The organism is Stenotrophomonas sp. 89682_Sma (genome assembly GCF_056481405.1).
Genome location: NZ_CM151147.1, coordinates 3,691,166 through 3,716,003, shown reverse-complemented (window position 1 = coordinate 3,716,003; position 24,838 = coordinate 3,691,166). Strand labels below are relative to the sequence as shown.

The 24,838-nt window shown below is 67.4% G+C and carries 17 protein-coding genes; 9 read left to right on the top strand and 8 right to left on the bottom strand.

All coding sequences use genetic code 11. The annotated features are described in order from the left end of the window. The first annotated feature begins 8 nt into the window (after positions 1–8). The gene (locus tag ACZK29_RS17205; protein WP_478446288.1) at positions 9–1,727 is read left to right on the top strand and encodes a thiamine pyrophosphate-dependent enzyme; all 1,719 of its coding nucleotides are present in this window, start codon (positions 9–11) and stop codon (positions 1,725–1,727) included. Positions 1,728–2,406: 679 nt separating this feature from the next. Further along, a complete protein-coding gene (locus ACZK29_RS17200) occupies positions 2,407–4,011 on the top strand; it encodes a SulP family inorganic anion transporter (protein WP_164147578.1) in 1,605 nt (534 codons plus the stop codon). Between the two features lie 79 nt (positions 4,012–4,090). On the opposite strand, the gene ACZK29_RS17195 is transcribed toward ACZK29_RS17200, so the two are convergent. After that, entirely contained in the window at positions 4,091–4,801 is a 711-nt protein-coding gene (locus ACZK29_RS17195) for a glutathione S-transferase (protein WP_459048206.1), read from the bottom strand. Positions 4,802–4,971: 170 nt separating this feature from the next. Between ACZK29_RS17195 and ACZK29_RS17190 the strand changes: the two genes are divergently transcribed. After that, complete coding sequence (locus tag ACZK29_RS17190; protein ID WP_164147574.1) at positions 4,972–5,793, top strand: DUF3014 domain-containing protein; 822 nt, start codon at positions 4,972–4,974, stop codon at positions 5,791–5,793. 181 nt (positions 5,794–5,974) lie between these two features. After that, positions 5,975–8,560 carry an ATP-dependent chaperone ClpB gene (gene clpB / locus ACZK29_RS17185; RefSeq protein ID WP_164147572.1) on the top strand — a complete coding sequence of 862 codons (2,586 nt, stop codon included), beginning with the start codon at positions 5,975–5,977 and terminating at the stop codon, positions 8,558–8,560. Between the two features lie 71 nt (positions 8,561–8,631). Here clpB and ACZK29_RS17180 read toward each other — a convergent pair whose 3' ends face one another. The 3 genes from ACZK29_RS17180 to ACZK29_RS17170 all read right to left on the bottom strand — a co-directional run bounded on the left by ACZK29_RS17180 (position 8,632) and on the right by ACZK29_RS17170 (position 11,596). After that, the gene (locus ACZK29_RS17180) at positions 8,632–9,432 is read right to left on the bottom strand and encodes a MipA/OmpV family protein (protein ID WP_459048208.1); all 801 of its coding nucleotides are present in this window, start codon (positions 9,430–9,432) and stop codon (positions 8,632–8,634) included. A gap of 140 nt (positions 9,433–9,572) precedes the next feature. After that, positions 9,573–10,862, bottom strand: coding sequence for an ATP-binding protein (locus ACZK29_RS17175; RefSeq protein ID WP_478446287.1), 1,290 nt, complete (start codon positions 10,860–10,862; stop codon positions 9,573–9,575). Beyond that, positions 10,859–11,596, bottom strand: a complete 738-nt coding sequence (locus tag ACZK29_RS17170; protein WP_111204374.1) for a winged helix-turn-helix domain-containing protein — start codon at positions 11,594–11,596, stop codon at positions 10,859–10,861. Before ACZK29_RS17170 ends, ACZK29_RS17175 begins: the two co-directional genes overlap by 4 nt. A 182-nt stretch (positions 11,597–11,778) precedes the next feature. Here ACZK29_RS17170 and ACZK29_RS17165 point away from each other — a divergent pair, with 182 nt between their 5' ends. Continuing rightward, positions 11,779–13,065 carry an O-acetylhomoserine aminocarboxypropyltransferase/cysteine synthase family protein gene (locus tag ACZK29_RS17165; RefSeq protein WP_164147566.1) on the top strand — a complete coding sequence of 429 codons (1,287 nt, stop codon included), beginning with the start codon at positions 11,779–11,781 and terminating at the stop codon, positions 13,063–13,065. Positions 13,066–13,446: 381 nt separating this feature from the next. On the opposite strand, the gene ybaL is transcribed toward ACZK29_RS17165, so the two are convergent. Both ybaL and ACZK29_RS17155 read right to left on the bottom strand, forming a co-directional pair. Beyond that, on the bottom strand, positions 13,447–15,144 hold the full coding sequence (ybaL, locus tag ACZK29_RS17160; protein WP_478446286.1) for a YbaL family putative K(+) efflux transporter: 1,698 nt from the start codon (positions 15,142–15,144) through the stop codon (positions 13,447–13,449). 237 nt (positions 15,145–15,381) lie between these two features. Next, positions 15,382–17,769, bottom strand: coding sequence for a TonB-dependent receptor plug domain-containing protein (locus tag ACZK29_RS17155; protein ID WP_111205151.1), 2,388 nt, complete (start codon positions 17,767–17,769; stop codon positions 15,382–15,384). Positions 17,770–18,104: 335 nt separating this feature from the next. On the opposite strand from ACZK29_RS17155, the gene ACZK29_RS17150 reads away from it, so the two are divergent. Further along, positions 18,105–19,970 (top strand): ABC-F family ATP-binding cassette domain-containing protein, encoded by a 1,866-nt coding sequence (locus ACZK29_RS17150; RefSeq protein WP_478446285.1) that lies wholly within the window; start codon positions 18,105–18,107, stop codon positions 19,968–19,970. A 78-nt stretch (positions 19,971–20,048) separates the two neighbouring features. Here the strand turns inward: ACZK29_RS17150 and ampR are convergent, their stop codons facing one another. After that, the gene (gene ampR / locus ACZK29_RS17145; protein ID WP_459048212.1) at positions 20,049–20,915 is read right to left on the bottom strand and encodes a LysR family transcriptional regulator AmpR; all 867 of its coding nucleotides are present in this window, start codon (positions 20,913–20,915) and stop codon (positions 20,049–20,051) included. A 175-nt stretch (positions 20,916–21,090) separates the two neighbouring features. Between ampR and blaL2 the strand changes: the two genes are divergently transcribed. The 3 genes from blaL2 to ACZK29_RS17130 all read left to right on the top strand — a co-directional run bounded on the left by blaL2 (position 21,091) and on the right by ACZK29_RS17130 (position 23,997). Beyond that, on the top strand, positions 21,091–22,002 hold the full coding sequence (gene blaL2 / locus ACZK29_RS17140; protein WP_478446284.1) for a L2 family extended-spectrum class A beta-lactamase: 912 nt from the start codon (positions 21,091–21,093) through the stop codon (positions 22,000–22,002). An 85-nt stretch (positions 22,003–22,087) separates the two neighbouring features. Beyond that, complete coding sequence (locus tag ACZK29_RS17135; RefSeq protein WP_478446283.1) at positions 22,088–23,302, top strand: cation:proton antiporter; 1,215 nt, start codon at positions 22,088–22,090, stop codon at positions 23,300–23,302. 53 nt (positions 23,303–23,355) lie between these two features. Then, a complete protein-coding gene (locus ACZK29_RS17130; protein ID WP_478446282.1) occupies positions 23,356–23,997 on the top strand; it encodes a hypothetical protein in 642 nt (213 codons plus the stop codon). 49 nt (positions 23,998–24,046) lie between these two features. On the opposite strand, the gene ACZK29_RS17125 is transcribed toward ACZK29_RS17130, so the two are convergent. Beyond that, entirely contained in the window at positions 24,047–24,790 is a 744-nt protein-coding gene (locus ACZK29_RS17125) for a DUF3011 domain-containing protein (RefSeq protein WP_111205155.1), read from the bottom strand. Positions 24,791–24,838: the final 48 nt, after the last annotated feature.

Below are 24,838 nucleotides of genomic sequence, written 5' to 3'. Positions count from 1 at the left end.
TGTATCCGATGAGCAAGCGCGTGGCCGAAATCGTGGTGGACGCCCTGCAGCAGGCCGGTGTCCGCCGTTGCTACGGCATCGTGGGCGATACGCTCAACCATGTGACCGATGCGATGCATGGCAGTGAGATCGCCTGGGTGCACGTGCGGCATGAAGAAGTGGCAGCGTTCGCTGCCGGCGCCGATTCGCTGGTGAGCGGCGAACTGACCGCCTGCGCCGGCTCCTGCGGGCCCGGCAGCCTGCACTTCATCAACGGTGTGTTCGAGAGCAACCGCAACCGCGCGCCGATGGTGCTGATCGCCAGCCAGGTGGTGACCAGCGAACTGGGCATGGAATTCCCGCAGGAAGTGGACTTCAAGGCGGTGTACGCCAGTTGTTCGGTGTTCTGCGAGCAGGTGCACAGCGCCGAACAGGCACGCCGCGTGGTCACACTGGCCTGCCAGGCCGCGATCAGCCGCCGCGGCGTGGCGGTGGTGATCCTGCCGGCCGACATCAGCCAGGCCGAGGTGAAGCACGATGTGCCGTTCTCGGTGCACTACACCCAGCCGGTGCTGCGCCCTTCCGACGCCGAACTGCAGCGCATCGCCGAGCTGCTTGGGCAGGGCAAGCGCATCGGCGTCTATGCCGGTGCCGGCTGCCAGGGTGCGCACGCGCAGCTGCTGGAACTGGCCCGGCGTCTGCAGGCGCCGGTCGCGCACACCTCGCGCGCCAAGGATTTCGTCGAGCCGGACAACCCGTACAACATGGGCATGACCGGCATCTTCGGCATCGAATCTGGCTTCCACACGCTGATGGAGTGCGACACGCTGCTGCTGCTCGGCGCCGACTTCGCCTGGGGCCAGTTCTACCCGGACAAGGCCACAATCATCCAGGTCGATCGCGATGGCAGCCACCTCGGCCGCCGCCACCCGGTGAACCTCGGCGTGGTCGGCGATATCGCACCGACGCTGGATGCGCTGCTGCCGATGCTGCCGCCGCGCGACGACAGCGCGTTCCTCGATGAGTGCGTCGAACGTCGCGACAAGGCGCTGAAGAAGCGCGAACAGGAAGAACAGCCGGGTGAGGGTGAGCTTATCCATCCGCAGCACCTGACCGCATTGCTGTCCAAGTATGCGACCGACGATGCACTGTTCACCGCCGACGGCGGCTCGCCGATGGTCTGGGTGCTGCGGCATATCCGCGTCAACGGCCGCCGCCGCACGCTGACCAGCCTGCTGCACGGCACGATGGCCAATGCGATGCCGCAGGCACTGGGCCTGCAGAAGGCGTTCCCGGGCCGCCAAGTGATCTCGCTGTCCGGCGACGGAGGCCTGGCGATGCTGCTGGGCGATCTGCTGACCGCAGTGCAGGAAAATCTGCCGATCAAGGTGGTGGTGTTCAACAACGGTTCGCTGAACTTCGTCGAGCTGGAGCAGAAGGTGGAAGGGCTGCTGGACAACTACACCGACCTGAAGAACCCGGATTTTGGCCGCCTTGCCGAAGTGATCGGCTTCCACGGCCGCACGGTGACGCGCAGCGAGGATCTGGAAGAGGCTGTACAGGATTTCCTGGCGCAGCGCGGCCCGGCGTTGCTGGACGTACACACCAGCCGCGCCGAGCTGGTGATGCCGCCGCAGATCGAGGCCAAGCAGGTGGCCGGGACGGCGCTGTATGCCGCCAAGGCGGTATTGAACGGCCGATTCGACGACGTGAAGCATCTGCTGGTGGACAACTTCCTGAAGAAGTGAGGGGATGGTCGATGCAGGGCTGCGCCCTGCACCCGCTACGAGCCAGAGCCAGAGCAGAAGCGGGTTTCCTGAGGGATGGCGGGGTGGGTCCGGTTGCGGGGGACGCCGTAAACCCGTCCCTGGGGGCTTGGCCGCGGCATCCATGCCGCGGACACCCCCGCAACCGGACCCACCCCGCCTTCGACAGATTCCTGCGATCTGTCGGAATGGCATGGCCGGTGCCTGATGGGTGTCGACCTTGGTCGACACGGTAGATCCACGCCATGCGTGGATGAACGAAAGAATGATCGGAATGATCTTCTGTAGAGCCGAGCCATGCTCGGCTCAGAGGCTTCGCGTATGGCAGCCGAGCATGGTCTCGGCGCTACAACGAGAGCCTGCTTTTGCTTTTGATCTTTTGATTCTCTTCCGTGGCTGGCACACGCAGGAAACTGTCAGGGGCCGGGCGGGTGGGCGTCGCGGGGGTGTCCGCGGCATGGATGCCGCGGCCAAGCCCCCAAGGATGGGTTCACGGCGTCCCCCGCGACGCCCACCCGCCCGGGCCAGCCCAGGAATTTGCGATTTGCGCCCAGCCACGAGGGGCCCCGCCGTTGGCTGGAACCCATCTTTCCACGACGGAATTGGCGCGCCGGCCCCGCTGGGCCTACCATCGGCGGTCCCCACCCCCACCACCCCTTCCATGTCCGCTCCCGCTTCCGCCGCACCACGTCGCTGGTTCGTCGCCGGTGACTTCAACGGTTTCTTCGGCCTGGTCGTCGACAACCTCTCCATTCTCGGCTTCATCGCCATGGCGCTGGTCGGGATCTTCCAGTTCCCCGCCGATGTAGTGTTCGGCCGCATGTTCCCCGGCACCGCCTTCGGCGTGCTGGTCGGCAACCTGCTGTACACCCTGATGGCACGCCGGCTGGCCGCGCGTACCGGCCGCGATGATGTCACCGCCATGCCGCTCGGCCTGGATGCACCGACCAGCATCGGCATGGCGCTGCTGGTGCTCGGCCCGGCCTTCATCGCCTTCAAGCAGCAGGGCCTGGACCCGCATGCGGCGGGAATCGCCACGTGGCAACTGGGCATGGCCGCGCTGGTCATCATGGGCGTGCTCAAGTTCGTGCTGTCGTTCTTCGGCGAAGCGGTCACCCGCGCGCTGCCGCGTGCCGCGCTGCTGGGCTCCATTGCCGGCATCGCGCTGGTGCTGATGGGCCTGCTGCCGCTGCTGGAAACGCTGCGCTCGCCGCTGGTCGGCTTCACCACGCTGGGCCTGCTGCTGTATGTATTGATCGCCAAGGGCAGGCTGCCGGTGCGTGGCCCGGGTGTGCTGCTGGCCTTCGTGTTCGGCACCGTGCTGTATTACGGCCTCGGCCTGGCCGGGTTGGGCGCGCCGGGCTTCCACGTGCCGGAGTGGGTGCCGCCGCAGGTGGTGCTGCCGCTGCCGACGCTGGGCTTCCTTGAGGGCCTGCCCACGGCGATGACCTACCTGCCGCTGCTGCTGCCGTTCGGCCTGCTGATGGTGGTCGGTGGCATCAACGTGTCAGAGAGCGCACGTGCGGCCGGCGATGACTACCGCACCCGCGACATCCTGCTGGTGGAAGCGGTGGCGACGCTGGTGGCCGGTGTCTGCGGCGGCGTTGCGCAGACCACGCCGTACATCGGCCAGCCGGCGTACAAGCACATGGGCGCGCGCAGCGGCTATACGCTGCTGACCGGCCTGTTCGTCGGCATCGGGGGCATGCTCGGCATCATCTCCGGGCTGGTGCAATGGCTGCCGTTGGCAGTGCTGGCACCGATCATCGTGTACGTGGCCATCGACATCACCACGCAGGCGTTCCAGGCCACGCCGCGTCACCATACCGGCGCGATGGTGTTCGGCTTCCTGCCGTCGGTGGCCTACCTGCTGGCGATCAAGGCACCCGGCTGGATTGCACCGGACCAACTGCCGCAGTTGCTGACCAAGCTCGACGGGCATGGCCTGCCGGAGCTGGCGGTGATCTTCACCCTCGGCAATGGCTTCATCATCACCTCGATGCTGTGGATCTCGGCGGTGGCGGCGATGGTCGACGGCCGCCTGCGTCGCGCCTGTGGCTTCCTGCTGGTGGCGGCGCTGCTGACCCTGTTCGGCCTGATCCACTCGGTGGACCCGCGCGGCGGCATCTACCTGCCGTGGGACCTGGACGGCCTGGCGCGCATCATCAGCTGGCAGTTCGCTGGTGCCTACGTGGCACTGGCGTTGCTGCTGGGGTTGTTGTCGCTGCAGAAGCAGCCGGTGCAGTCGCTGGGTGAAAGCAGCTGACCCCACGGTAGTGCCGGCCGCTGGCCGGCAACGCGGTGGGCTGCAGACGCATCGTGTGGTTGCCGGCCAGCGGCCGGCACTACCGCTCTCCATCCAGTTCCGGGTAATGCCGGAAGATGCCGTTGGTGTTGAACGCCAGCCGCCGTTCCGAGGCCAGGTAGGCGGCGATGTTCGGTCGCTTGGCCACCCGCTCCTGCAGTGCACGCAGCAGGGGCAGGGTGGGGCCGAGTGCCTGCATGCGGCGCGGGAACATGTAATCCAGCCCGCTCAGCAGCTGGAACAGCGACAGATCCACATACGAATGCTCGCGCAGTGCATGGCGGCCGCTATTGGCCGCCAGCACCTGCTCGAAGTAGCCGAGGTACTTCGGCAGCCGCTCGCCGCGCAGGGACGCAGCGCGCGCCTTGGCTTCGGTCTTCTGTTCTTCGTAATACTTCGAGGCCGCGATGGGGTGGTGGGTGTCGTGCACCTCGGCCACCAGATCAGCGATGGTGAGCTGCAGTTGCAGCGCCTGCATCCGCCGCGAGGCCGCCTGTGGCACCAGGTCCAGCGTCGGGCCGAGGAAATCCAGGATGGCCGCGACCTGCGCGATGACCTGGCGGCCGGCCTTCAGGAATGGGGGTGCGAAGGGCTGCGCACCTTCGCTGCCACCGTCGAGGAACGGCTGCATCACTGCATCGCCGTGCACCCGCGCCATGTCGATGTAGTCGGCGCCGGCATCTTCCAGTGCCAGCCGCACGAACTCGCCACGGCCCTGGATGCCGGTCCAGTAATACAGCGCGTACTGCATGGCAGTGCCTCCACAGGACAAGACCTACAGCCTCGCGCGGAGCGTGCAAAGCAGACGTGAGCGCGGTTTTGCTGCAGGCCCGAACCCGAACGGCAGCGGAACAGGTGGGGAACCCGTTGGAATCGGCGGGGTCACACCTTCTACATGCGTGTGAAACGAGGTGCTGCATCATGCAGAGTGGAAAGGCGGTTTGGCCGTGGGTGCTGGGTGTGGTGGTGATCGGTGGCGCGGGCGGTTGGCTGTTCCGCGATCAGCTGAAGAGCCTGGCAGACGGTGTTTCGGTGCCGGTGCAATCAACCCCCGCCAGTACCAGCGCGCCGCCACAACCGCAGGCGGCCGCAGAACCCGCGCCAGCACCGCCCGCGATCAAGCATCCGCTGGATACCGAGGCCGCAGCCGATCCGGCGCTGCCGAGGCTGGCTGACAGCGATACGGCCGCCTGGGGTGCATTGAGCCAGCTGTTCCAGGGCGAGGGGCCATTGACCCTGCTGCTGCGCGATCACCTGATCCAGCGCTTGGTCACCCAGGTCGACAACCTGGACAAGCCCAGCGTGCCGCCGACTGCGCTGGCCGCGCGGCCGCTGCCGGGCAACCTGCAGGTCGAGCCCGGTGAGGGTGGCGAACGCATCGCCGCCAGCAACGCGGCGCGTTATGCGCCCTACGTGCAGGCGTTCACTGCGCTGGACCCGGCGGCCACGGCTACCGCTTACAAGCGCTTCTATCCGCTGATCCAGCAGGCCTATGTGGACCTGGGCCGGCCTGAGGGCTACTTCAACGACCGCCTGGTCGCGGTGATCGACCACCTGCTGGACACCCCGGAACTGGCCCAGCCCCCAGTGGTGCAGCGCGATGAACGCGGCCGCTACCGCTTTGTCGATCCCACCCTGCAGTCGCGCTCGATCGGGCAGAAGGCGCTGCTGCGGATGGATGCAGCCCAGGCGCGGGCGGTCAAGCAGCAGCTGCGCGCGATCCGCACCGCGATCACCCGCTGAACTCGTCCACCGCGCATGACTGATCCGGATCAACGCGCCGACCACACCCGCTCCGGCATGCTGGCCGCAGGCTGACTGGCCTCGGGGTGCAGTCGCAGCCACCCTTGAAACCGGGTGGGGCAACCGCATCTTTCCAGCATCGCCGGCGCGGGCCGGCCCTGATGACCGATGAGGATTCGCAATGCGGATGGACAAGCTCACCTCGCGTTTCCAGCAGGCGCTGGCAGACGCACAGTCGCTGGCCGTGGGCCGCGACAACAGCATCATCGAACCGGTTCACCTGTTCAGCGCGCTGCTGGACCAGCAGGGCGGCAGCACGCGCCCGTTGCTGGCCCAGGCCGGGGTGAACGTGCCGGTGCTGCGCGAGCGCCTGACCGAGGCGCTGGACGCGCTGCCGAAGGTGTCCGGCCAGGCCGGCAATGTCTCGATGGGCAATGACCTGGGGCGCCTGCTGAACCAGACCGACAAGCTGGCCCAGCAGCATGGGGATGCCTTCATCGCCAGCGAGTGGTTCGTGCTGGCCGCGCTGGACGATGGCGGCACGCTGGGCATGGCGCTGCGCGCCGCCGGTGCCGACAAGACCCGCCTGCAGGCGGCCATCGACAAGTTGCGTGGCGGCGAGAACGTGCAGTCGGAGAATGCCGAGGAACAGCGGCAGGCGCTGGAGAAGTACACCATCGACCTGACCGCGCGCGCCGAGAGCGGCAAGCTCGACCCGGTGATCGGCCGCGACGAAGAGATCCGTCGCACCATCCAGGTGCTGCAGCGCCGGACCAAGAACAACCCGGTGCTGATCGGCGAACCCGGCGTGGGCAAGACTGCCATCGTCGAGGGCTTGGCCCAGCGCATCATCAACGACGAAGTGCCTGAGGGCCTGCGCGGCAAGCGCGTGCTGTCGCTGGACATGGGCGCGCTGATCGCCGGTGCCAAATTCCGCGGTGAGTTCGAGGAACGCCTGAAGGGCGTGCTCAACGACCTGGCCAAGAACGAAGGCCAGATCATCCTGTTCATCGACGAACTGCACACCATGGTCGGCGCTGGCAAGGCCGATGGCGCGATGGATGCCGGCAACATGCTGAAGCCGGCGCTGGCACGCGGTGAGCTGCATTGCATCGGCGCGACCACGCTGGACGAGTACCGCAAGTACATCGAGAAGGATGCCGCGCTGGAGCGCCGCTTCCAGAAGGTGTTCGTGGGCGAGCCGTCGGTGGAGGACACCATCGCGATCCTGCGCGGCCTGAAGGAGAAGTACGCGCTGCACCATGGCGTGGAGATCACCGACCCGGCCATCGTCGCCGCCGCGACGCTGTCCAACCGCTACATCACCGACCGCCAGCTGCCGGACAAGGCCATCGACCTGATGGACGAAGCCGCTTCGCGCCTGCGCATGGAGATCGACTCCAAGCCGGAAGAGCTGGACCGCCTGGAGCGCCGGGTGATCCAGCTGAAGATCCAGCGCGAGATGCTGAAGAAGGAAAAGGACGAAGCCTCGCGGCAACGCCTGGCCGACCTGGAGAACGACATCGAGGCGCTGGAGCGCGAGTTCTCCGATCTCAATGAAATCTGGAAGTCGGAGAAGGCCGCGCTGCAGGGTGCGACGAAGATCAAGGAGCAGGTCGAGCAGGCCAGGCTGGAACTGGAGGCCGCGCAGCGCCGCCAGGATTTCGCCAGGATGAGCGAGATCCAGTACGGCCTGTTGCCGCAGCTGGAAAAGCAGCTGGCCGCCGCCCAGGAAGCCGAGCACAAGGACTTCAAGCTGGTGCAGGACCGCGTGACCGACGAGGAGATTGCCGAAGTCGTTTCGCGCTGGACCGGTATTCCGGTCAACAAGATGCTCGAAGGCGAGCGCGACAAGCTTCTGCGCATGGAAGAGGTGCTGCACAACCGCGTGGTCGGCCAGGAGGAAGCGATCAAGGTCGTCTCCGATGCGGTGCGCCGCTCGCGTGCCGGACTGTCCGATCCGAACCGTCCGGCCGGCTCGTTCCTGTTCCTCGGCCCGACCGGCGTGGGCAAGACCGAGCTGTGCAAGTCGCTGGCCGAATTCCTGTTCGACAGTGCCGACGCGATGATCCGCATCGACATGAGCGAGTTCATGGAGAAGCACAGCGTCGCACGCCTGATCGGTGCGCCTCCGGGCTATGTCGGCTACGAGGAAGGCGGCTACCTGACCGAGGCTGTGCGTCGTCGTCCGTATTCGCTGATCCTGCTGGACGAAGTGGAGAAGGCGCACCCGGATGTGTTCAACATCCTGCTGCAGGTGCTGGACGATGGCCGCCTGACCGATGGCCAGGGCCGCACCGTGGACTTCCGCAACACCGTCATCGTGATGACCTCGAACCTGGGCTCGCACCAGATCCAGGACATGAGTGCCGACGACAGCCCGGAGGCCTACACGCAGATGAAGGCGGCGGTGATGGGCGTGGTGCAGGCGCACTTCCGCCCGGAATTCATCAACCGCCTGGACGACATCGTGGTGTTCCACCCGCTGGACAAGCAGCAGATCAAGCAGATCGCGCGGATCCAGATGCGTGGGCTGGAGAAGCGCCTGGCCGAGCGTGGCTTGAAGCTGATGGTGTCCGACGCAGCATTCGATCTGCTCGGCAACGTTGGCTTCGATCCGGTGTATGGCGCGCGTCCGTTGAAGCGTGCGATCCAGGCGCAGCTGGAAAACCCGCTGGCGCAGAAGATCCTGTCCGGGGCCTTCGTCAACGGCGACACCATCGAAGTCGGCAACGACGGCGGTCACCTGGTGTTCGCCAAGGCGTGAATCATGCGGGGCGCTGCCTGATCGCAGCGCCCCGTTTTCTCCGGTAGCGCCGGGCCATGCCCGGCGACTTCTCAGAAGCGGTGCGTGTACCCGCTCATCAAGCCGAACTGGTTGGGCTTCTGCACGATCGGGCTGTCGGCCGCATCGCCAAGCAGGCGCGTGCCTTCGGCCGAGATGTACCAGTTGCCGTTGCGGCCCACGCGGTGGCTCCACTTGAGGCCGACACCGGCGCTGACCAGGCCGGCCTTCGGCTTGTGCTGGGCAAAGCCGGTACGCGCCGCCTGTTCCGGGCTGACGCCGTACCAGGTCTGCATGTAACCGCGGTTGCCGTAGTCGGTGGAAACACTGCCGCTGACCACGCCACCGGCCAGGTCGAACAGCGGCATGGTCAGGTTCAGGTGCACCTGCTGGGTGGCCAGGCCGTTCTCGGCCTTGTCCTCATCCTTGCGGGTGAACTGCCAGGAGCCGCTCAGCACGGCTTCGCCCAGCGTATAACCAGCCGAGATGCCGACCAGGGGACGGGTATCGATATCGCCCATGCCGCGCAGGAAGTCCGAACCGCCAAGCAGGGAGTCCTTTTCCTTGCGGATGCCGCTGGCGCCGACGTAGGCACGCACGCGGGTGTGCTCGCCAATGGAGGTGCCCCAGCCAATGCCACTGGTGCCCAGAAACCATCCACCCGGCGAGGTGACATCAAAGGACAACGACGGCGTCGCACGATACTCCTCGCTGCCACTGTAGCGAGGTGCCACGCCACCGCCGGCAGCGACCTCGAAGGTCCAGTGGTCATCCTTGGCGTGGGCGATCGGTGCGGCGAACAGCGGCAACAGGGCCAGGCAGAGCAGGGCGGGGGAACGGCGAAGCTGGGACATGGAAACTCTCGACAATGGGAGGAAGGCAGCGCGCGCATCCGGCGAGTGCTGCAGGGTCGTTAGCGTGGCGATAGGCCGGCGACCGATCCGTCCGCAGTTGTGCGGGAGTTGTAATCAACTGTAAGGGTGCCCTTGGGCGTTCAGCTGGCAGCCAGCGGCCAGTGCATTTCCAGGCGCGCGCCGCCCAGCGTGGCGCGGCTGATGCGCAGCTCGCCACCGTGGCGGGCGGCGATGCGGCTGACAATGGCCAGGCCCAGGCCGAAACCGCCGGTGTCGCGGCTGCGGCTGTCGTCCAGGCGGGTGAATGGACGCATCACCTTCTCGCGATCGGCTTCGGCGATGCCAGGGCCGTCGTCATCCACACGCAGGCAGGCCCGGCCGCCGACGCCGACCAGCGAGACTTCCACCTGCGAATGCGTGTGGCGCAGCGCATTGCCCACCAGATTGCTCAGTGCCAGCTGCAGCAGGCGCGGCTCGGCATCCACCCGTGGCAACGCACTGGGCTGCACGCGCAGGACCACGCCGCCGCGTTCGGCATCACGGCGTGCATCGGCCAGACAGGCCTGCAGCCAGTCGTCGGCTTCGATGCGCTGCATCGGCTCGCCTTCGCTGGGATGCTCCAGGCGCTCATAGGCCAGCAGTTCGCTGACCAGCCGGTTGAGTTCGGCCAGATCGCCGTGCAGGCCCTGTGCCAGCCGTTCGCGGCGTTCGCGATCATCACTGTCCTGCATCAGGTCCAGGCCGAAGGCCACGCGCGCGATCGGCGTGCGCAGTTCGTGCGAGATCGCATGGGTCAGGTCGCGTTGGCGCTGCACCAGTTCGGCTACGCGCGCCGCCATGCGGTTGGAATGTTCGACGATGACCCGGATCTGCGAGCGCGGCGAGACCTGTGCGCGCGCTTGCAGATCACCGGCACCGATGCGGTCGGCGTGCAGGCGCAGCGCTTCAAGATCGCGCCAGAGCAGGCGCACCCAGGCGTACAGGCTGGCGCCGACCAGCAGCAGGATGCTGAGGTATGCCGCGATTGTCATGTACGTCGTCATCTGCACCGCGCCAGGCAGGCGCAGGTGCAGCCAGCGGCCTCCGATGCCTTCGATGGGCAGCAGGACCTGCTGGTATTGATCGCGCACGATGAAGCCATCAGCCTTCACGGCTGCCTGTTCCTGGGGGGCGAGCGCGGGAGCACTGTCGAGCAGGGTCAGCGCGATGCCGTAGTGTGGCTGCCACTGCTGCAGGCGCTCATGCTGCTGGCCGGCGTCCAGGCCGGCCAGGCCACTGCGCAGGGCGTACACCTGCCCGCGCACCTGCTCGACGAACACGCGATCCTGCACAGGCGTGTAGATGCCGTCCAGGATGTGGTTGAGGAAAAACACCGACACCAGGAAGCAGGCACCAGTGACGAACCACAGCCACAGGAACAGCCGCTTCATGCGGTCCAGGCCGACGGGTTGAACTGGTAGCCGCGGCCCCACACGGTCTTGATCCGCCGCGGTTCGCGCGCGTCATCGCCCAGCTTGCGGCGCAGCTTGCCGATGCTGACATCGACACTACGGTCCAGGCCGTCGAAGCCGATGCCGCGCACCGCCTGCAGGATCTGGTCGCGCGACAGGATCTGCCCCGGCTGGCTGGCCAGCAGCCACAGGATCTCGAATTCGGTGGTGCCCATGTCTACCGGCTGGCCATGCAGATGCACCTCGCGCTGCATGCGGTCGATCAGCAGTTCACCATGCATCAGCCGGCAGGGCGTGCCAGTGTTGCTGCTGCCATTGCGGCGGCGCAGCAGCGCGCGCAGACGCGCCAGCAGCAGGCGCGGTTCGATCGGCTTGTGCACATAGTCGTCGGCGCCGGATTCCAGGCCCAGTACCTGCTCGATGTCGTCCTCGCACGCGGTCAGCATCAGGATCGGCACGTCGGAGAAGCTGCGGATCTGCCGGCACACGTCGATGCCACCGAGGCCGGGCAGCATCAGGTCCAGCACCACCAGTTCCGGCGCATGCTGGCGGCAGGCCGCGCCAGCCAGGTCGCCACGGGCGACGTGCTGCACGGCAAAGCCATGCTCGTTCAGGTAGTCGCTGACCAGTTCGGCCAGGCGACGATCATCCTCCACCAGCAGGACCGGTGTCGGCGTGCCGTTGGCGGTGGGTGTCCAAGGGGATGGCTGCATGCGCGTGGGGCCTCCGTGCCCGGGCAGGAGCGCCCGGCGGCGCAGCCTAGCAACGGTCCATGACGGCTGCCTGAATCGCGGCCAACCTGATAACCGCCGGTACGCACGTCATCGCCAGTGGCTCTCAGTGCCAGGCTGCAGCTGGCCTATGGTGGCGGTTTCCCCGGATGGAGCCTGGTGCAATGAGCGACCCGCAGTGGCAACTGGAAACCCTGGCCGTGCACGGCGGCTACCGTCCCGACCCGACCACCCGCGCGGTGGCGGTGCCGATCTACCAGACGGTGGCGTATGCCTTCGATGACACCCAGCATGGCGCCGACCTGTTCGACCTGAAGGTGCCGGGCAACATCTACACACGCATCATGAATCCCACCACCGACGTGCTGGAGCAACGCTTGGCCGCGCTGGAAGGTGGCATCGGCGCACTGGCGCTGGCCTCGGGGCAGGCCGCGATCACCTATGCCATCCAGACCATTGCCGAGGCCGGCGACAACATCGTCGCCTCCAGCGCGCTGTATGGCGGCAGCCTCAACCTGCTGGCGCATACGCTGCCGCAGTACGGCATCCAGGCGCGCTTCGCCGACCCCGCCGATCCGGCCGGGTTCGCCGCGCTGATCGACGAGCGCACCAAGGCGGTGTTCGTCGAATCGATCGGCAACCCGCGCGGCAATGTCACAGACATCGCCGCCATCGCCGAAGTCGCTCACGCGGCCGGCGTACCGCTGATCGTCGACAACACCGTGGCCACGCCCTTCCTGCTGCGCCCGTTCGAGCACGGTGCCGACATCGTCGTGCACTCGCTGACCAAGTACCTGGGCGGCCACGGCAACAGCCTCGGCGGCGCCATCATCGACTCCGGTCGCTTCGACTGGGCCGCGCAGCCGAAGCGTTTCGCCCGCCTCAACCAGCCCGACCCCAGCTACCACGGCGTGGTCTACACCGAAGCGCTGGGGCCGGCGGCCTATATCGGCCGCGCGCGCGTGGTGCCGCTGCGCAACACCGGTGCGGCGCTGTCGCCGTTCAATGCTTTCCTGATCCTGCAGGGCATCGAGACCCTGGCGCTGCGCATGGAGCGCATCAATGCCAACGCGCTGGCCGTCGCGCAGTTCCTGAAGGCGCACGCCAAGGTGGCCTGGGTCCGCTACGCCGGGTTGGCCGACGACCCGGAGCACGCCGCCGCGCAGCGCTACCTGGGGGGACACGGCTCGGGCGTACTGACCTTCGGCCTGCCCGGCGGCCGTGAAGCCGGCGCGCGCTTCCTTGATGCGTTGAAGCTGTTCACCCGGCTGGTGAACCTGGGCGACGCCAAATCGCTGGCGACCCATCCAGCGTCCACCACCCATCGCCAGCTGGATGCAGCTGAACTGGCCAAGGCCGGGGTCAGCGAAGACACCGTGCGTCTGTCGATCGGCATCGAGCACATCGGCGACCTGCGCGCGGACCTGGAGCAGGCCCTGGCCGGCGCCTGATAGCTGCGCGCTTGGTGCATATCGCCACAGGCGATCACCACCGGCCGCGCGATGCGCTACCGTGGAACTGCCTCTCCAAGGCGTGGCAACGTGGCGATCCAGATCCCCGGTCGATGCGGGTCGACCGGGGATTTTTTTGTGCCGGCGTGTCGACCAAGGTCGACACCCACCCACAGCAGCGGCGAACTGTCGAAGGCGGGGTGGGTCCGGTTGCGGGAGTGTCCGCGGCATGGATGCCGCGGCCAAGCCCCCAGGGATGGGTTCACGGCGTCTCCCGCAACCGGACCCACCCCGCCATCCCACGGATAGCATGCTTTTGCCGTTGCCGTTGCCGTTGTTCCAAGCAGGTGCAGGGCTGCAAGCCCTGCACACGCACACCCCTCACACCACCGGAATGCTGTGCTGCCCCAGATTCCGGTACGGCGGCGTCGACATGATCATCTCCGCCAGCGAATAGGCCAGCTCGCGCTCGGCCATCACCGTGCCATCGGCACCGTGTTCCAGCAGGTGCTTCACCTCGGCATCGCTGTGCGCACGTGCCAGCAGGGTCAGGTCCGGGTTGATCGCCCGCAGCTTTGCCAGCGCCTCACCGGCTTCCAGCGGCTGCGGAATCGCCAGCACCGCGATCTTGGCGCGCTCCGGATGAGCCTCGGCCAGCACCCGGTCGGCGGCGGCACTGCCGCGGATCGCCGCCAGGCCCTTGGCGTGCGCCTGTTCGACGTGTTCCTTGTTGTCATCGATCACCAGCACCGGCACGCCGCGATCGCGCAGCACCTGCGCCAGTTCGCTGCCGACCCGGCCATAGCCGATCACGATGGCGTGGTCACGCAGATCGCGCGAGGGACCGGTGGCCTCTTCCGGCTCCGCCGGCTGCGGCTGCTGTTCCTGCTTGGCCTGCCAACGGTCGAGCAGGCCGAACACCAGTGGATTGAGCATGATCGACACCAGCGCACCGGCCAGTACCAGCGACTGGCCTTCCTTCGGCAGGATCTGCAGGGCGACGCCGAGGCCGGCGATGATGAAGGCGAACTCGCCGATCTGCGCCAGGCTGGCCGAGATGGTCAGCGCGGTGCTGGTCGGATGGCCGAACGCACGCACGATGAAGAACGCCGCGGCCGATTTGCCGAACATGATGATCAGCACCGTGGCCAGCACCTGCCACGGGTGCTGGACGAGGATGTTGGGGTCGAACAGCATGCCGACCGAGACGAAGAACAGCACCGCGAACGCATCGCGCAGCGGCAGCGAATCGGTCGCGGCCTTGTGGCTCAGCTCCGATTCGTTGAGCAGCATGCCGGCGAAGAACGCGCCCAGCGCGAACGAGACGCCGAACAACATGGCCGAGCCGAATGCCACGCCCAGCGCGATCGCCAGCACCGACAGGGTGAACAGCTCGCGCGAGCCGGTACCGGCGATGCGTTCCAGGATGCACGGAATGACCCGGCGTCCGACCACCAGCATCACCGCCACGAACAGGCCCAGCTGCACGAAGGTCCAGCCGATGTCGGCCAACACGCTGCCCAGCGAATGCGATTCCTTGGCCGCGTCGGGGCCGAACACACCGGCCATCACCGGCATCATCACCAGTGCCAGCACACAGGCCAGGTCTTCCACGATCAGCCAGCCGACCGCGATCTTGCCGCGCATGGTCTCCAGCAGGCGCCGCTCCTCCATCGCCCGCAGCAGCACCACGGTACTGGCGGTGGCCAGCGAGAAACCGAAGATGACGCCATGGATGGCCGGCCAGCCCATCAGCGAGGCCACGCCCCAGCCGAGCAGGGTGGCCACTGCGATCTGGCCGATGGCACCGGGAATGGCGATGGCCTTGACCGCCATCAGGTCCTTCAGCGAGAAGTGCAGGCCGACACCGAACATCAGCAGCATCACGCCCAGTTCGGCCAGCTGGTTGGCCAGCGCCTGGTCGGCGACGAAGCCGGGGGTGAACGGGCCTACGCAGATGCCAGCAACCAGGTAACCGACCAGAGGGGACAAGCGGAGCTTGTTGGCCAGCGCGCCGAAGATGAAGGCGAGCCCCAGGCCAACGGCAACGATGTTGATCAGGTCGGTGTCATGGTGCATCGGCTCTCGCAGAAATCGGGGGGATGCCCCGATTTTCACCGATGCGGCCAGATACGGCAAACCCACTTGCCACGTGCAGTGGCCGGTGGGTTTGCCCACGCATTTCTCCTCTACCCCCGCCTTCGGCGCACCCCTTCAACAGGAAGGGGCTCTCCTCCAGATGCGGCGAGGGGATGCCGGCCAGCGGCCGGCACTACCAGAGCGGCGCCGGGCAGGGCCCGGCATGCCCGTTACCTCTTACCAGGTGTACTTGATGCGCCCATACACATACGCGCCGTTGAAGCCGAACGGCGAGTAGTTGCTGTACGGCAGCATGCCGAAGGTGGAGTTCTGCAGGTCTTCGGTGCGGTCCGGGTACTTGTCCAGCAGGTTGTCGGCGCCCACGGTCAGGGTCCAGTTGCTGCTCGGCTTGTAGCTGGCCGAGGCATCCACGACCCAGGCATCGCCGTAGGTCTGGTCGCGCAGCGCGGTGGCCGAGTTGCGCACGGTGAACTTGCCGTAGCGGGTCGCCGCCAGGCCCAGTTCCCAGTGGTCCGAACGCCAGGTGCCGCTCAGGATCGCCTTGTCGCGCGGGTAGCTGTCCTCGATGCGGCCGATCTCATCACGGCCGATCAGCGACTGGGTCAGGCCCAGCGTGCCAAACACCGCCGGGGTGCCACTGACGCGGCGCACTTCGGTGTCGTTGTAGCTGTAGGCGGCGGTCAGTTCCAGGCTGCTGGCACTGAACGGCACCGTGTAGCTGGACACGAAGTCGACGCCGCGGGTGCGCGTATCCAGGCCGTTGGTGAAGTACGAGAACGCGGTCACCTGCGGCAGGCCGAGGGTGCCCAGCAGCGCGCTGGTGGCGGCGTTGGTGGTGATGCTGGACGACAGCGCGATGCGGTCATCGATGTCGATCTGGTAGGCATCGACGGTGATGTACAGGCGGTCCACCGGCTGCAGCACCAGGCCCAGGCTGTAGGAGGTGGAGGTCTCGGCCTTCAGCGGCGAGGCGCCCAGCGCCTGCGCGGCCGGGCTGGTGGTCGGGAAGGTGCCGCGTTCAACGAACACGCCATTGAGGAACTGGCTGGTGACGGCCTGGTAACCCTGCTGCGCCAGCGACGGTGCGCGGAAGCCACTGGACGCGGTAGCGCGCAGCGCGACCTTGTCGGTGAACGCGTAGCGCGCCGACAGCTTGCCGGAGAAGCGGTCGCCGAAGTCCGAGTAGTCCTCGTAGCGGCCGGTGATGCCCGCCGAGAACTTCTCGGTCAGGTCCGCTTCCAGGCCTGCATAGACCGCGTAGTTGTGGCGGTCGGCATGCACTTCATTGGTCGGGGTGAAGCCCGCGAAGCCCTGCGCACCGCTCCCGGTGTACGAGTTCAGTTCGCCCGGGTTCTGGTCCCACTTCTCCTTGCGGTACTCACCGCCGAAGGACAGCGTGACCGGGTAGGCCAGGCCCCAGTCCAGCGACTTGGTCAGGTCGGCGTTGAAGATGTCCTGCTGGTACTTCAGCGTGCCGTCGTAGAACGAGCGCGGGCTGGTCGCACCGAGGCTGTAGTTGATGCTGTTGCGGGTGTGGAAATCGAGGGTGTTCTCGCCATGGTTCAGGCTCAGGTCCCAGGTCCAGCCGTTGTCGGTGTTGCCCTTGACCCCGGCCACCAGCGAACGGTCCTTGGAATACTGGTTGATCTCCGGCACGTAGCCATCCGGGTAGGTCTGCGCCAGCAGCGCGCTCTGCCCGCTGTGGTTGCGCGAGCGGTAGAACGCGAACGAGGTGATGTCGCGGTTGCTGAGCAGCGCGCTGGCGTAGCCGGTCACGTGGTCGCTGAAGTCGAAGCTGGCGTTGGCCGAGGCGGCGGTGGCATCCACGCGCGGGTCGCCGACGATGAAGGTCTTCTGGCCGATGCTCGGGAAGTTGCCGGTATTCGGCGTGGTGCCGCGGTACGGGCCGGCGCGGTTGCTCTCGTCCTGCTGGCTGATCTGGCCGGCCACGTGCACACGGCCACGGCCGTTGCCGAACTCGACGCCGGTATCGCCCGACAGCTGGTACTTGTTGCCGTCACCCGCCGAGTACTGGCCGTAGTCCACCGCCAGGCTGCCGCCACGACCGCTGCCTTTGAGCACGATGTTGATGACGCCGGCGATGGCATCCGAGCCGTACTGTGCCGACGCGCCGTCGCGCAGCACTTCCACGCGCTCGATGGCAGCGATCGGGATCGCGTTGATGTCCACCGCCGACGAGCCACGGCCGATGCTGCCGTTGACGTTGATCATCGCCGAGGTGTGGCGACGCTTGCCGTTGACCAGCACCAGCACCTGGTCCGGCGACAGGCCGCGCAGCTGCGCCGGGCGCACGCCGCTGGTGCCGTCGGTCAGGGCCGGGCGCGGGAAGTTCAGCGAGGGCAGCGCGCGCGACAGCGCCGTGGCCAGTTCGCTGGTGCCGGTGGACTGCAGTGCTTCGGGGGTAATGATGTCGATCGGCGATTGCGATTCGGCCACCGTGCGGTCGGCCACGCGGGTGCCGGTGACGATCACTGTGTCCAGGGTGTTGGCGGCGGTGCCGGCCTGCTGGGCTGCGGCGACGAACGGAGAGCCACCGAGTGCGACAGCGACGGCGGCGGCGATCAGGCTGGTCTTGCGGGTCATCGGGATGGGGCTCCGGTTGGCAGGGGCGGCACCGGAATCGACATCACGGGGGTGAGGCGGACGGCGGTTGTTGCGGTGCGCAATACAGCAATTAACGGGATATTCAGTGCCTGTCAAATGCCGGGCGTCAGAAAAAACGTTGCAGCAGCAACCATTTAGCCCGGATCAGCGATGGCGGGAAGGGAGCCCGGGACGCGCGCGGCGAGGACGTGGGAGAGAGGAACGTCGGCCACTGCGCATCCCGGGACACGTCAAGTATTCGTTAACGCTAGAATTGCGTCGCAGGAACAGTGCTTACCAGCACATTCCATCCGGTTATATGGACCCCTCCCCCGATGATCTCCCTTCGTAATTTCGCCTTGCGCCGCGGCGAGCGGCTGCTGTTGTCCAATGTCGACCTGACCCTGCACGCCGGTTACCGGGTGGGTGTGGTAGGCCGCAACGGTGCTGGCAAGTCCAGCCTGTTCGCGGCGGTGAAGGGCGAGCTGGAGGCCGACAAGGGGGACGTCGACCTGCCCGGCAAGGTCCGTATCGCCAGCGTGGCGCAGGAAACCCCGTCGCTGCCGGACCCGGCGCTGAGCTTCGTGCTGGGCGGTGACATCGAAGTGGCCGCGGTGCTGGCCGCCGAGGCCGAGGCGACCGCCCGCGAAGACTGGGAAGCGGTGGCCGAGGCGCACACGAAGATGGCCGAGCTCAATGCCTACGATGCCGAAGCGCGCGCCGGCAAGCTGCTGCACGGCCTCGGTTTCCCGGCCGAGACCCATCATCGCGCGGTGTCCTCGTTCTCCGGCGGCTGGCGCGTGCGCCTGAACCTGGCGCGCGCGCTGATGATGCCCAGCGACCTGCTGCTGCTGGACGAACCGACCAACCACCTCGACCTGGACGCGGTGTACTGGCTGGAACAGTGGCTGCTGAAGTACCCGGGCACCCTGCTGCTGATCTCGCATGATCGCGAGTTCCTCGACAACGTGGCCACCCACACCCTGCACCTGCACGGTGGCGGCGCCAAGCTCTACCCGGGCGGCTACACCGATTTCGAGCGCCAGCGCGCCGAACAGCTGCGCCAGCAGCAGATCGCGCACGAGAAGGAACAGGCCGAGCGCGCCCACCTGCAGAGCTTCATCGACCGCTTCAAGGCGCAGGCCAGCAAGGCCGCGCAGGCGCAGAGCCGCATGAAGCGCCTGGCCAAGCTGGCCGGCACCGAAGCAGTGCGCGCCGAGCGCGAGTTCCGTATCGAGTTCGCGCCGCCGGCCAAGCTGCCGTTCTCGCTGATCCGCCTGAACCATGTCGAGGCCGGCTACGGCAAGGACGCAGTGATCCTGCACAACGTCGGCTTCGGTCTGGAAGCGGGCCAGCGCATTGGCCTGCTCGGCCCGAACGGTGCCGGCAAGACCACCCTGGTGAAGACCCTGGTGGGCGAGCTGGCACCGATCGTCGGCGAGCGCATGGCGCACCCGGACCTGAAGATTGGCTACTTCGCCCAGCACACGGTGGAGTCGCTGCACGAAGGCCAGTCGCCGATGGAGCATTTCCGCGAGATCGCCCCGGACGCACCGAACCAGTCGTTCCGCGATTTCCTCGGCAAGTGGAACTTCCCGGGTGACCGCGCGTTCGAGCCGGTCGATGGCTTCTCCGGTGGCGAGCGCGCACGCCTGGCGCTGGCGCTGATCGCCTGGCAGCAGCCGAACGTGCTGCTGCTGGACGAACCGACCAACCACCTTGACCTGGAAATGCGCGAAGCGCTGGCCGAAGCATTGGCCACCTTCGAAGGCGCGATCGTGATGGTCTCGCACGACCGCCATCTGATCGGCCTGGTCTGCGATACCTACTGGCGCGTGGCCGATGGCGTGGTCGAGCCGTTCGATGGCGACCTGGATGCCTACGCCGCGTGGCTGCGTACCCGCCCGCAGGCGCAGGGCACCAAGGCGCGCATGGAACAGGTGGAAGAGCCGGTGGTGGTCAAGACCGCCCCGGTGGTGCAGGTGGTGCAGAAGAAGCCGGTGAACCCGCACAAGCTGGCCGCGGCCGAAGCCAAGGTGGCTGAGCTGGAAGGTGCACTGGCCGAACTGGACCGGCAGCTGGCCGACCCGGCCAACTACGCCGATGCCACGCGCATGGCCGTGATTGGCCGTGACCGCGAAACCGCTGCCGCGCAGCTGGAAAAGGCCGAAGCGGCCTGGATGGAGCTGCTGGAGTCCTGACCGGTAGTGCCGGCCGCTGGCCGGCAGCGCGATGCGCCCACAACGATCAAGGGATTGCCGGCCAGTGGCCGGCACTACCTACGCGCCCTGCGCCTGCAGCCACTCGCGAAAGCGCTTTGCCGGCTCGCGCTCGGCGCGCGAGCGCAGCCTCGTCAGCCAGTAACGCCCGAGATCCAGCGTGGTGCTGAACGGTTGCAGCAAACGGCCTTCGGCCAGTTCCTGCTCGAACATGCACAACGGCAGCAGCGCCACACCGGCGCCACCGGCGGCCGCCATCGCGACCGTCAACGAGGAATCGAACACCGGCCCGCGCGCTTCCACGCCACTGACCCCCGCCGCCTGCAACCAGCGCGGCCACTCGTCGCTGCGGTAGGAGCGCAGCAGCGGCAGCGTGCCCAGATCACGCGGTTGCTTCAGGCGCCGTGCCAGCGCCGGCGCGCACAGCGGCGCAAACGGCGCATCGAGGATCGCCGTGCATGCCTGGCCCTGCCAGTCGCCATCACCAAAGCGGATCGCCAGGTCCAGCCCTTCGCCGGCCAGGTCGATGCGGTTGTTGTGGGTCTGCAGGCGCAGCTCGATGTCCGGATGCGCGCTCTCGAACAAAGCCAGTCGTGGCAGCAGCCAGCCAGTGGCGAAGGTGCCGACCACGCCCAGGGTCAGCACCTCACGCGCAGGTCCGCCCGTGTAACGCGCGATGCTGGCCGAGATGCGCTCGAACGATTCGTTGAGCACCGGATACAGCGCCGCACCCTCATCGGTGAGGGCGACACCGCGCGGCAGGCGATGGAACAGGCGGATGCCGAGACGATCTTCCAGGCCACGGATCTGATGGCTCAGCGCCGCCTGGCTGACGCACAGCTCCAGTGCGGCCCGTGTGAAGTTCTGGTGGCGGGCGGCGGCTTCGAAGGCACGCAGCGCGTTCAGCGGCAGGGTGGGGTGCAGCATTGCGCAGTCGTGAGCTGGAGTGATGGCTGATCGTAACCCGTTATCTGTAAGTGCCGTCAATTACGGTGTTGAATGCGACAAGCATGAATTAATCTAATGCCTGGCGATGATTTTTTGCGCTGGTCGTGCCCGGAGGGTGGCGCCAATAATCGAACGGTCCCCAGGAGAACCCCGCATGCTCGCCCGTCGCCGATTCCTGCAGTTCAGTGGTGCCGCTGTTGCTTCCTCGCTCGCCCTGCCGTTGCTGGCACGTGCGGCGGGCGCGACCTCCACCGCGGCCCCGACCGATACCGCCATCACCGCCACCAGCGATTTCGCCGCGCTGGAGAAGGCCTGCGCAGGACGCTTGGGCGTGACCCTGCTCGATACCACCAGTGGCCGCCGCGTCGGCCATCGCCAGGACGAGCGTTTCCCGATGTGCAGCACCTTCAAGAGCATGCTGGCCGCCACCGTGCTCAGCCAGGCCGAGCGCGCCCCTGCGCTGCTCGACCGGCGCGTGCCGGTGCGCGAGGCCGACCTGCTCTCGCACGCACCGGTGACCCGCCGCCATGCCGGCAAGGACATGACCGTGCGCGATCTGTGCCGGGCCACCATCATCACCAGCGACAACACCGCTGCCAACCTGTTGTTCGGTGTGGTCGGCGGCCCGCCGGCGGTCACCGCGTTCCTGCGCGCCAGCGGCGATGCGGTCAGCCGCAGCGACCGGCTGGAGCCGGAAATGAACAGCTTCGCCGAAGGCGACCCGCGCGACACCACCACGCCGGCGGCGATGGCTGCTTCGCTGCAGCGTGTGGTGCTGGGGAAAGTGCTGCAACCGGCATCGCGCCAGCAGCTGGCCGACTGGTTGATCGACAATGAAACCGGTGATGCCTGCCTGCGTGCGGGCCTGGGCAAGCGCTGGCGGGTGGGCGACAAGACCGGCAGCAATGGCGAGGACGCGCGCAACGACATCGCCGTGTTGTGGCCGCGCGCGGGCGGCGCGCCGTGGGTGCTGACCGCCTATCTGCAGGCCGGCGCGATCAGCAACGAGCAGCGTGCCCTGGTGCTGGCCCAGGTGGGCCGGATCGCCGATCGACTGATTGGATGAGGTAACCGGGGTCATTCAATCGTGGCTTGCCGGATCGGTTCGGCGCGCGCATCCTGCGCGCGTTCGAACCCCACGGAAGACCCCGATGAGCCATGAGTTGATCTACCTGCTGCTGATCTTCGCGCTGCTGGTGATCCCGCGCGCGCTGCAGCGCTTCAGCCTGCCCGCACCACTGACCTGCCTGCTGTTCGGCATCATCGGCATGCTCTGGCTGGGCGACCAGGCCCACGATGCGGTGATCGGCCTGCTGGCCACGCTGGGTATTTCCTCGCTGTTCCTGTTCGCGGGCCTGGAAGTGGACCTGCAGGCGCTGCGTCGTGGCATGTGGCCGCTGTTGGCGCACCTGGTGATCCGCAGTGCGACGTTGTTCGGCGTGGGCTGGCTGGCCTGGCGCTATGCGGGGCTGCCGTGGCAGGCTGCGGGCCTGTTGGCGCTGGCGCTGCTGACGCCCTCCACCGGTTTCATCATGGATTCGCTGTCGCGGCTGGGCCTGAGCGAGGACGAGCGGTTCTGGGTGACCAGCAAGGCCATTGCCGGCGAGCTGCTGGCGCTGGCGGCGTTGTTCATCGTGCTGCAGGCCGGTGACCCGGGCCACATGGCGCTGTCCAGCCTGGCCCTGCTGGCGATGATGGTCGGCCTGCCGCTGCTGTTCATCGCGCTGGGACGCTGGGTGGCGCCGCACGCGCCCGGCTCGGAATTCTCGCTGTTGGTGATGGTGGGCATGGTGGCGGCCTACATCACCTACCTGCTGGGAGTGTATTACCTGGTCGGTGCGTTCATCGCCGGGTTGGTCGCGCGCCTGCTGCACCAGCGCATGCCGCTGCTGGCCTCGCACGAGAACCTGCACGCGCTGCGCCTGTTCGCCTCGTTCTTCGTGCCGTTCTACTTCTTCAACGCTGGTACCAAGGTGCCCAGTGAAGCGCTCACCTTCGAGGCGCTGGGGCTGGGCATCGTGATCACCCTGGTAGTGCTGCCGCTGCGCATCGGCGTGGTCTGGCTGCAGCGCCGGGTGATGTTCGGCGAGAGCTTCCGCAGCAGCCTGCGGGTCTCGCTGGCGCTGGCACCGACGCTGATCTTCACCCTGGTGCTGGCGGCGATCATGCGCGAGCGCTTCCAGATTCCGGCGGTGCTGTTCGGCGCGCTGCTGCTGTATGCCGCGTTGACCACGCTGCTGCCGTCGCTGGTGTTCCGCACCCCGTTCGATGTCGATCCGGTGGAGCAGGAGCCAGCCGGCGAGGGCGAGGCCGCGCCGGTGGCGGCGACCGAAGCGCTGCCGACAGCACCGTCTGCCGAGCGCTGAGCGGACCTGGCGCGCGGTTTGCGCCCATCGGCCATGGCCGTTAGGGTTGGGGCATGAGACCGATTGCCGTTGCCACTACCGCCGCCCTCCTGCTCAGCCTCGCTGCGTGCACGCAGCGCTCCGATACGGTCGCCCATGACCTGGCGACCGCACCGGCCGATGCGTTCATGGCCGCCATCGCCGCACATTGCGGCCAGGCCTACGCCGGCAAGGTGGTGGAGGACACGCCTGCACCGACCGGCAAGGATCCGTTCGCCGGGCAGCGCCTGGTGATGCATGTGCGCGGTTGCGCCGATCCGGCGCATGAGCTGCGCATTCCGTTCCATGTCGGTGATGACCACTCGCGGACCTGGGTGCTGACCCGCACGCCGAACGGGCTGCGCCTGAAACACGACCATCGCCACGAAGACGGCAGCCCCGACGCGATCACCCTGTACGGTGGCGACAGCACGCCGCCGGGAACTGCCGAACGTCAGCAGTTCCCGGCCGATGCCGATTCGGTGGCGATGTTCCGCCGTGCCGACATGCTGGCTTCCACGCACAACACCTGGGCGATGGAGATCGATCCGGACCAGACGTTCGTCTACGAGTTGACGCGCCCGGAGGGCCGCCGGTTCCGCGTGCAGTTCGACCTGAGCAAGCCGGTCGATCTGCCGCCGCCACCGTGGGGCGACGACACAGCACCCGCACCGTGATCCCGGGGTCGGATCCCTCCTGCGGAGGGCTCTGACCCCGACCCTGCACTCACCGCGTGCCGAAGCGCGCCCGGCAGCCGTTGCTCACCCACACCTGGCCACGCGAGTAACCCCAGCTGCGGCCTTCCTGGCAGGCGCTGCCCGACAGCTGCTGCAGCAGCACCGGCCGGCCCTGGCGCTCATCCCAGTCGCAGGTCTGCGAGCGGTTGTTGTTGCTGCTGCAGGTGACGGAATAGTTGCTGTTGCCACCGCCCCAGCCGCCACCGCCACCGCCCCAGCCGCGGGCCTCGGCGAATTCGGCGCGGCAGCCATTGCTGACCCATACCGCGCCGTTGCGCACACCCCAGGTACGGCCCTCGTCGCAAGGGCTGCCGGACAACTGGCGGACCAGGCGGGCATTGCGCCAGCCGACCGGGCAGCTGCGCTCGCGGTTGTTCTGGCTTTCGCAGCGGATGGTCTCGCCGGGCCGACCGTTGTTGCCTCCCCAGCCACCGCCATTGCCGCCGCCCCAGCCACCACGGGCCTCGACGAACTCGGCGCGGCAACCATTGGTGACCCAGATGCTGCCATTGCGGCTGCCCCAGGAGCGCCCTTCCTCGCAGGGGCTGCCAGACAACTGGCGGACCAGCTGCGCGCCGCGCCAGCCGGTGTTGCAGACCCGTTCGCGGTTGCTCTGGCTTTCGCAGCGGATCACCCCGTTCTGCGCAGAGGCGGATGGGGCGGGCAGGGTGAGGGTGCCCAGGGCACCCAGGCTGAGGGTCACGGCCAGGCTGGCCAGGGACAGCGGTTTCATGGCGGCATCCCATACGGTGGCAGGTGCCCGACTATAGGGAGGGGGACG

Bases quoted from the DNA above. Each gene is read 5' to 3' on its own strand.
- ACZK29_RS17170 (WP_111204374.1), bottom strand. From the start codon at position 11,596: ATGCAGCCATCCCCTTGGACACCCACCGCCAACGGCACGCCGACACCG.
- ampR (WP_459048212.1), bottom strand. From the start codon at position 20,915: ATGCTGCACCCCACCCTGCCGCTGAACGCGCTGCGTGCCTTCGAAGCC.
- ACZK29_RS17125 (WP_111205155.1), bottom strand. From the start codon at position 24,790: ATGAAACCGCTGTCCCTGGCCAGCCTGGCCGTGACCCTCAGCCTGGGT.
- ACZK29_RS17155 (WP_111205151.1), bottom strand. From the start codon at position 17,769: ATGACCCGCAAGACCAGCCTGATCGCCGCCGCCGTCGCTGTCGCACTC.
- ACZK29_RS17200 (WP_164147578.1), top strand. From the start codon at position 2,407: ATGTCCGCTCCCGCTTCCGCCGCACCACGTCGCTGGTTCGTCGCCGGT.
- ACZK29_RS17180 (WP_459048208.1), bottom strand. From the start codon at position 9,432: ATGTCCCAGCTTCGCCGTTCCCCCGCCCTGCTCTGCCTGGCCCTGTTG.
- ACZK29_RS17205 (WP_478446288.1), top strand. From the start codon at position 9: ATGAGCAAGCGCGTGGCCGAAATCGTGGTGGACGCCCTGCAGCAGGCC.
- ACZK29_RS17165 (WP_164147566.1), top strand. From the start codon at position 11,779: ATGAGCGACCCGCAGTGGCAACTGGAAACCCTGGCCGTGCACGGCGGC.
- ACZK29_RS17135 (WP_478446283.1), top strand. From the start codon at position 22,088: ATGAGCCATGAGTTGATCTACCTGCTGCTGATCTTCGCGCTGCTGGTG.
- ACZK29_RS17195 (WP_459048206.1), bottom strand. From the start codon at position 4,801: ATGCAGTACGCGCTGTATTACTGGACCGGCATCCAGGGCCGTGGCGAG.
- blaL2 (WP_478446284.1), top strand. From the start codon at position 21,091: ATGCTCGCCCGTCGCCGATTCCTGCAGTTCAGTGGTGCCGCTGTTGCT.
- ACZK29_RS17175 (WP_478446287.1), bottom strand. From the start codon at position 10,862: ATGAAGCGGCTGTTCCTGTGGCTGTGGTTCGTCACTGGTGCCTGCTTC.
- clpB (WP_164147572.1), top strand. From the start codon at position 5,975: ATGCGGATGGACAAGCTCACCTCGCGTTTCCAGCAGGCGCTGGCAGAC.
- ACZK29_RS17150 (WP_478446285.1), top strand. From the start codon at position 18,105: ATGATCTCCCTTCGTAATTTCGCCTTGCGCCGCGGCGAGCGGCTGCTG.
- ybaL (WP_478446286.1), bottom strand. From the start codon at position 15,144: ATGCACCATGACACCGACCTGATCAACATCGTTGCCGTTGGCCTGGGG.
- ACZK29_RS17190 (WP_164147574.1), top strand. From the start codon at position 4,972: ATGCAGAGTGGAAAGGCGGTTTGGCCGTGGGTGCTGGGTGTGGTGGTG.
- ACZK29_RS17130 (WP_478446282.1), top strand. From the start codon at position 23,356: ATGAGACCGATTGCCGTTGCCACTACCGCCGCCCTCCTGCTCAGCCTC.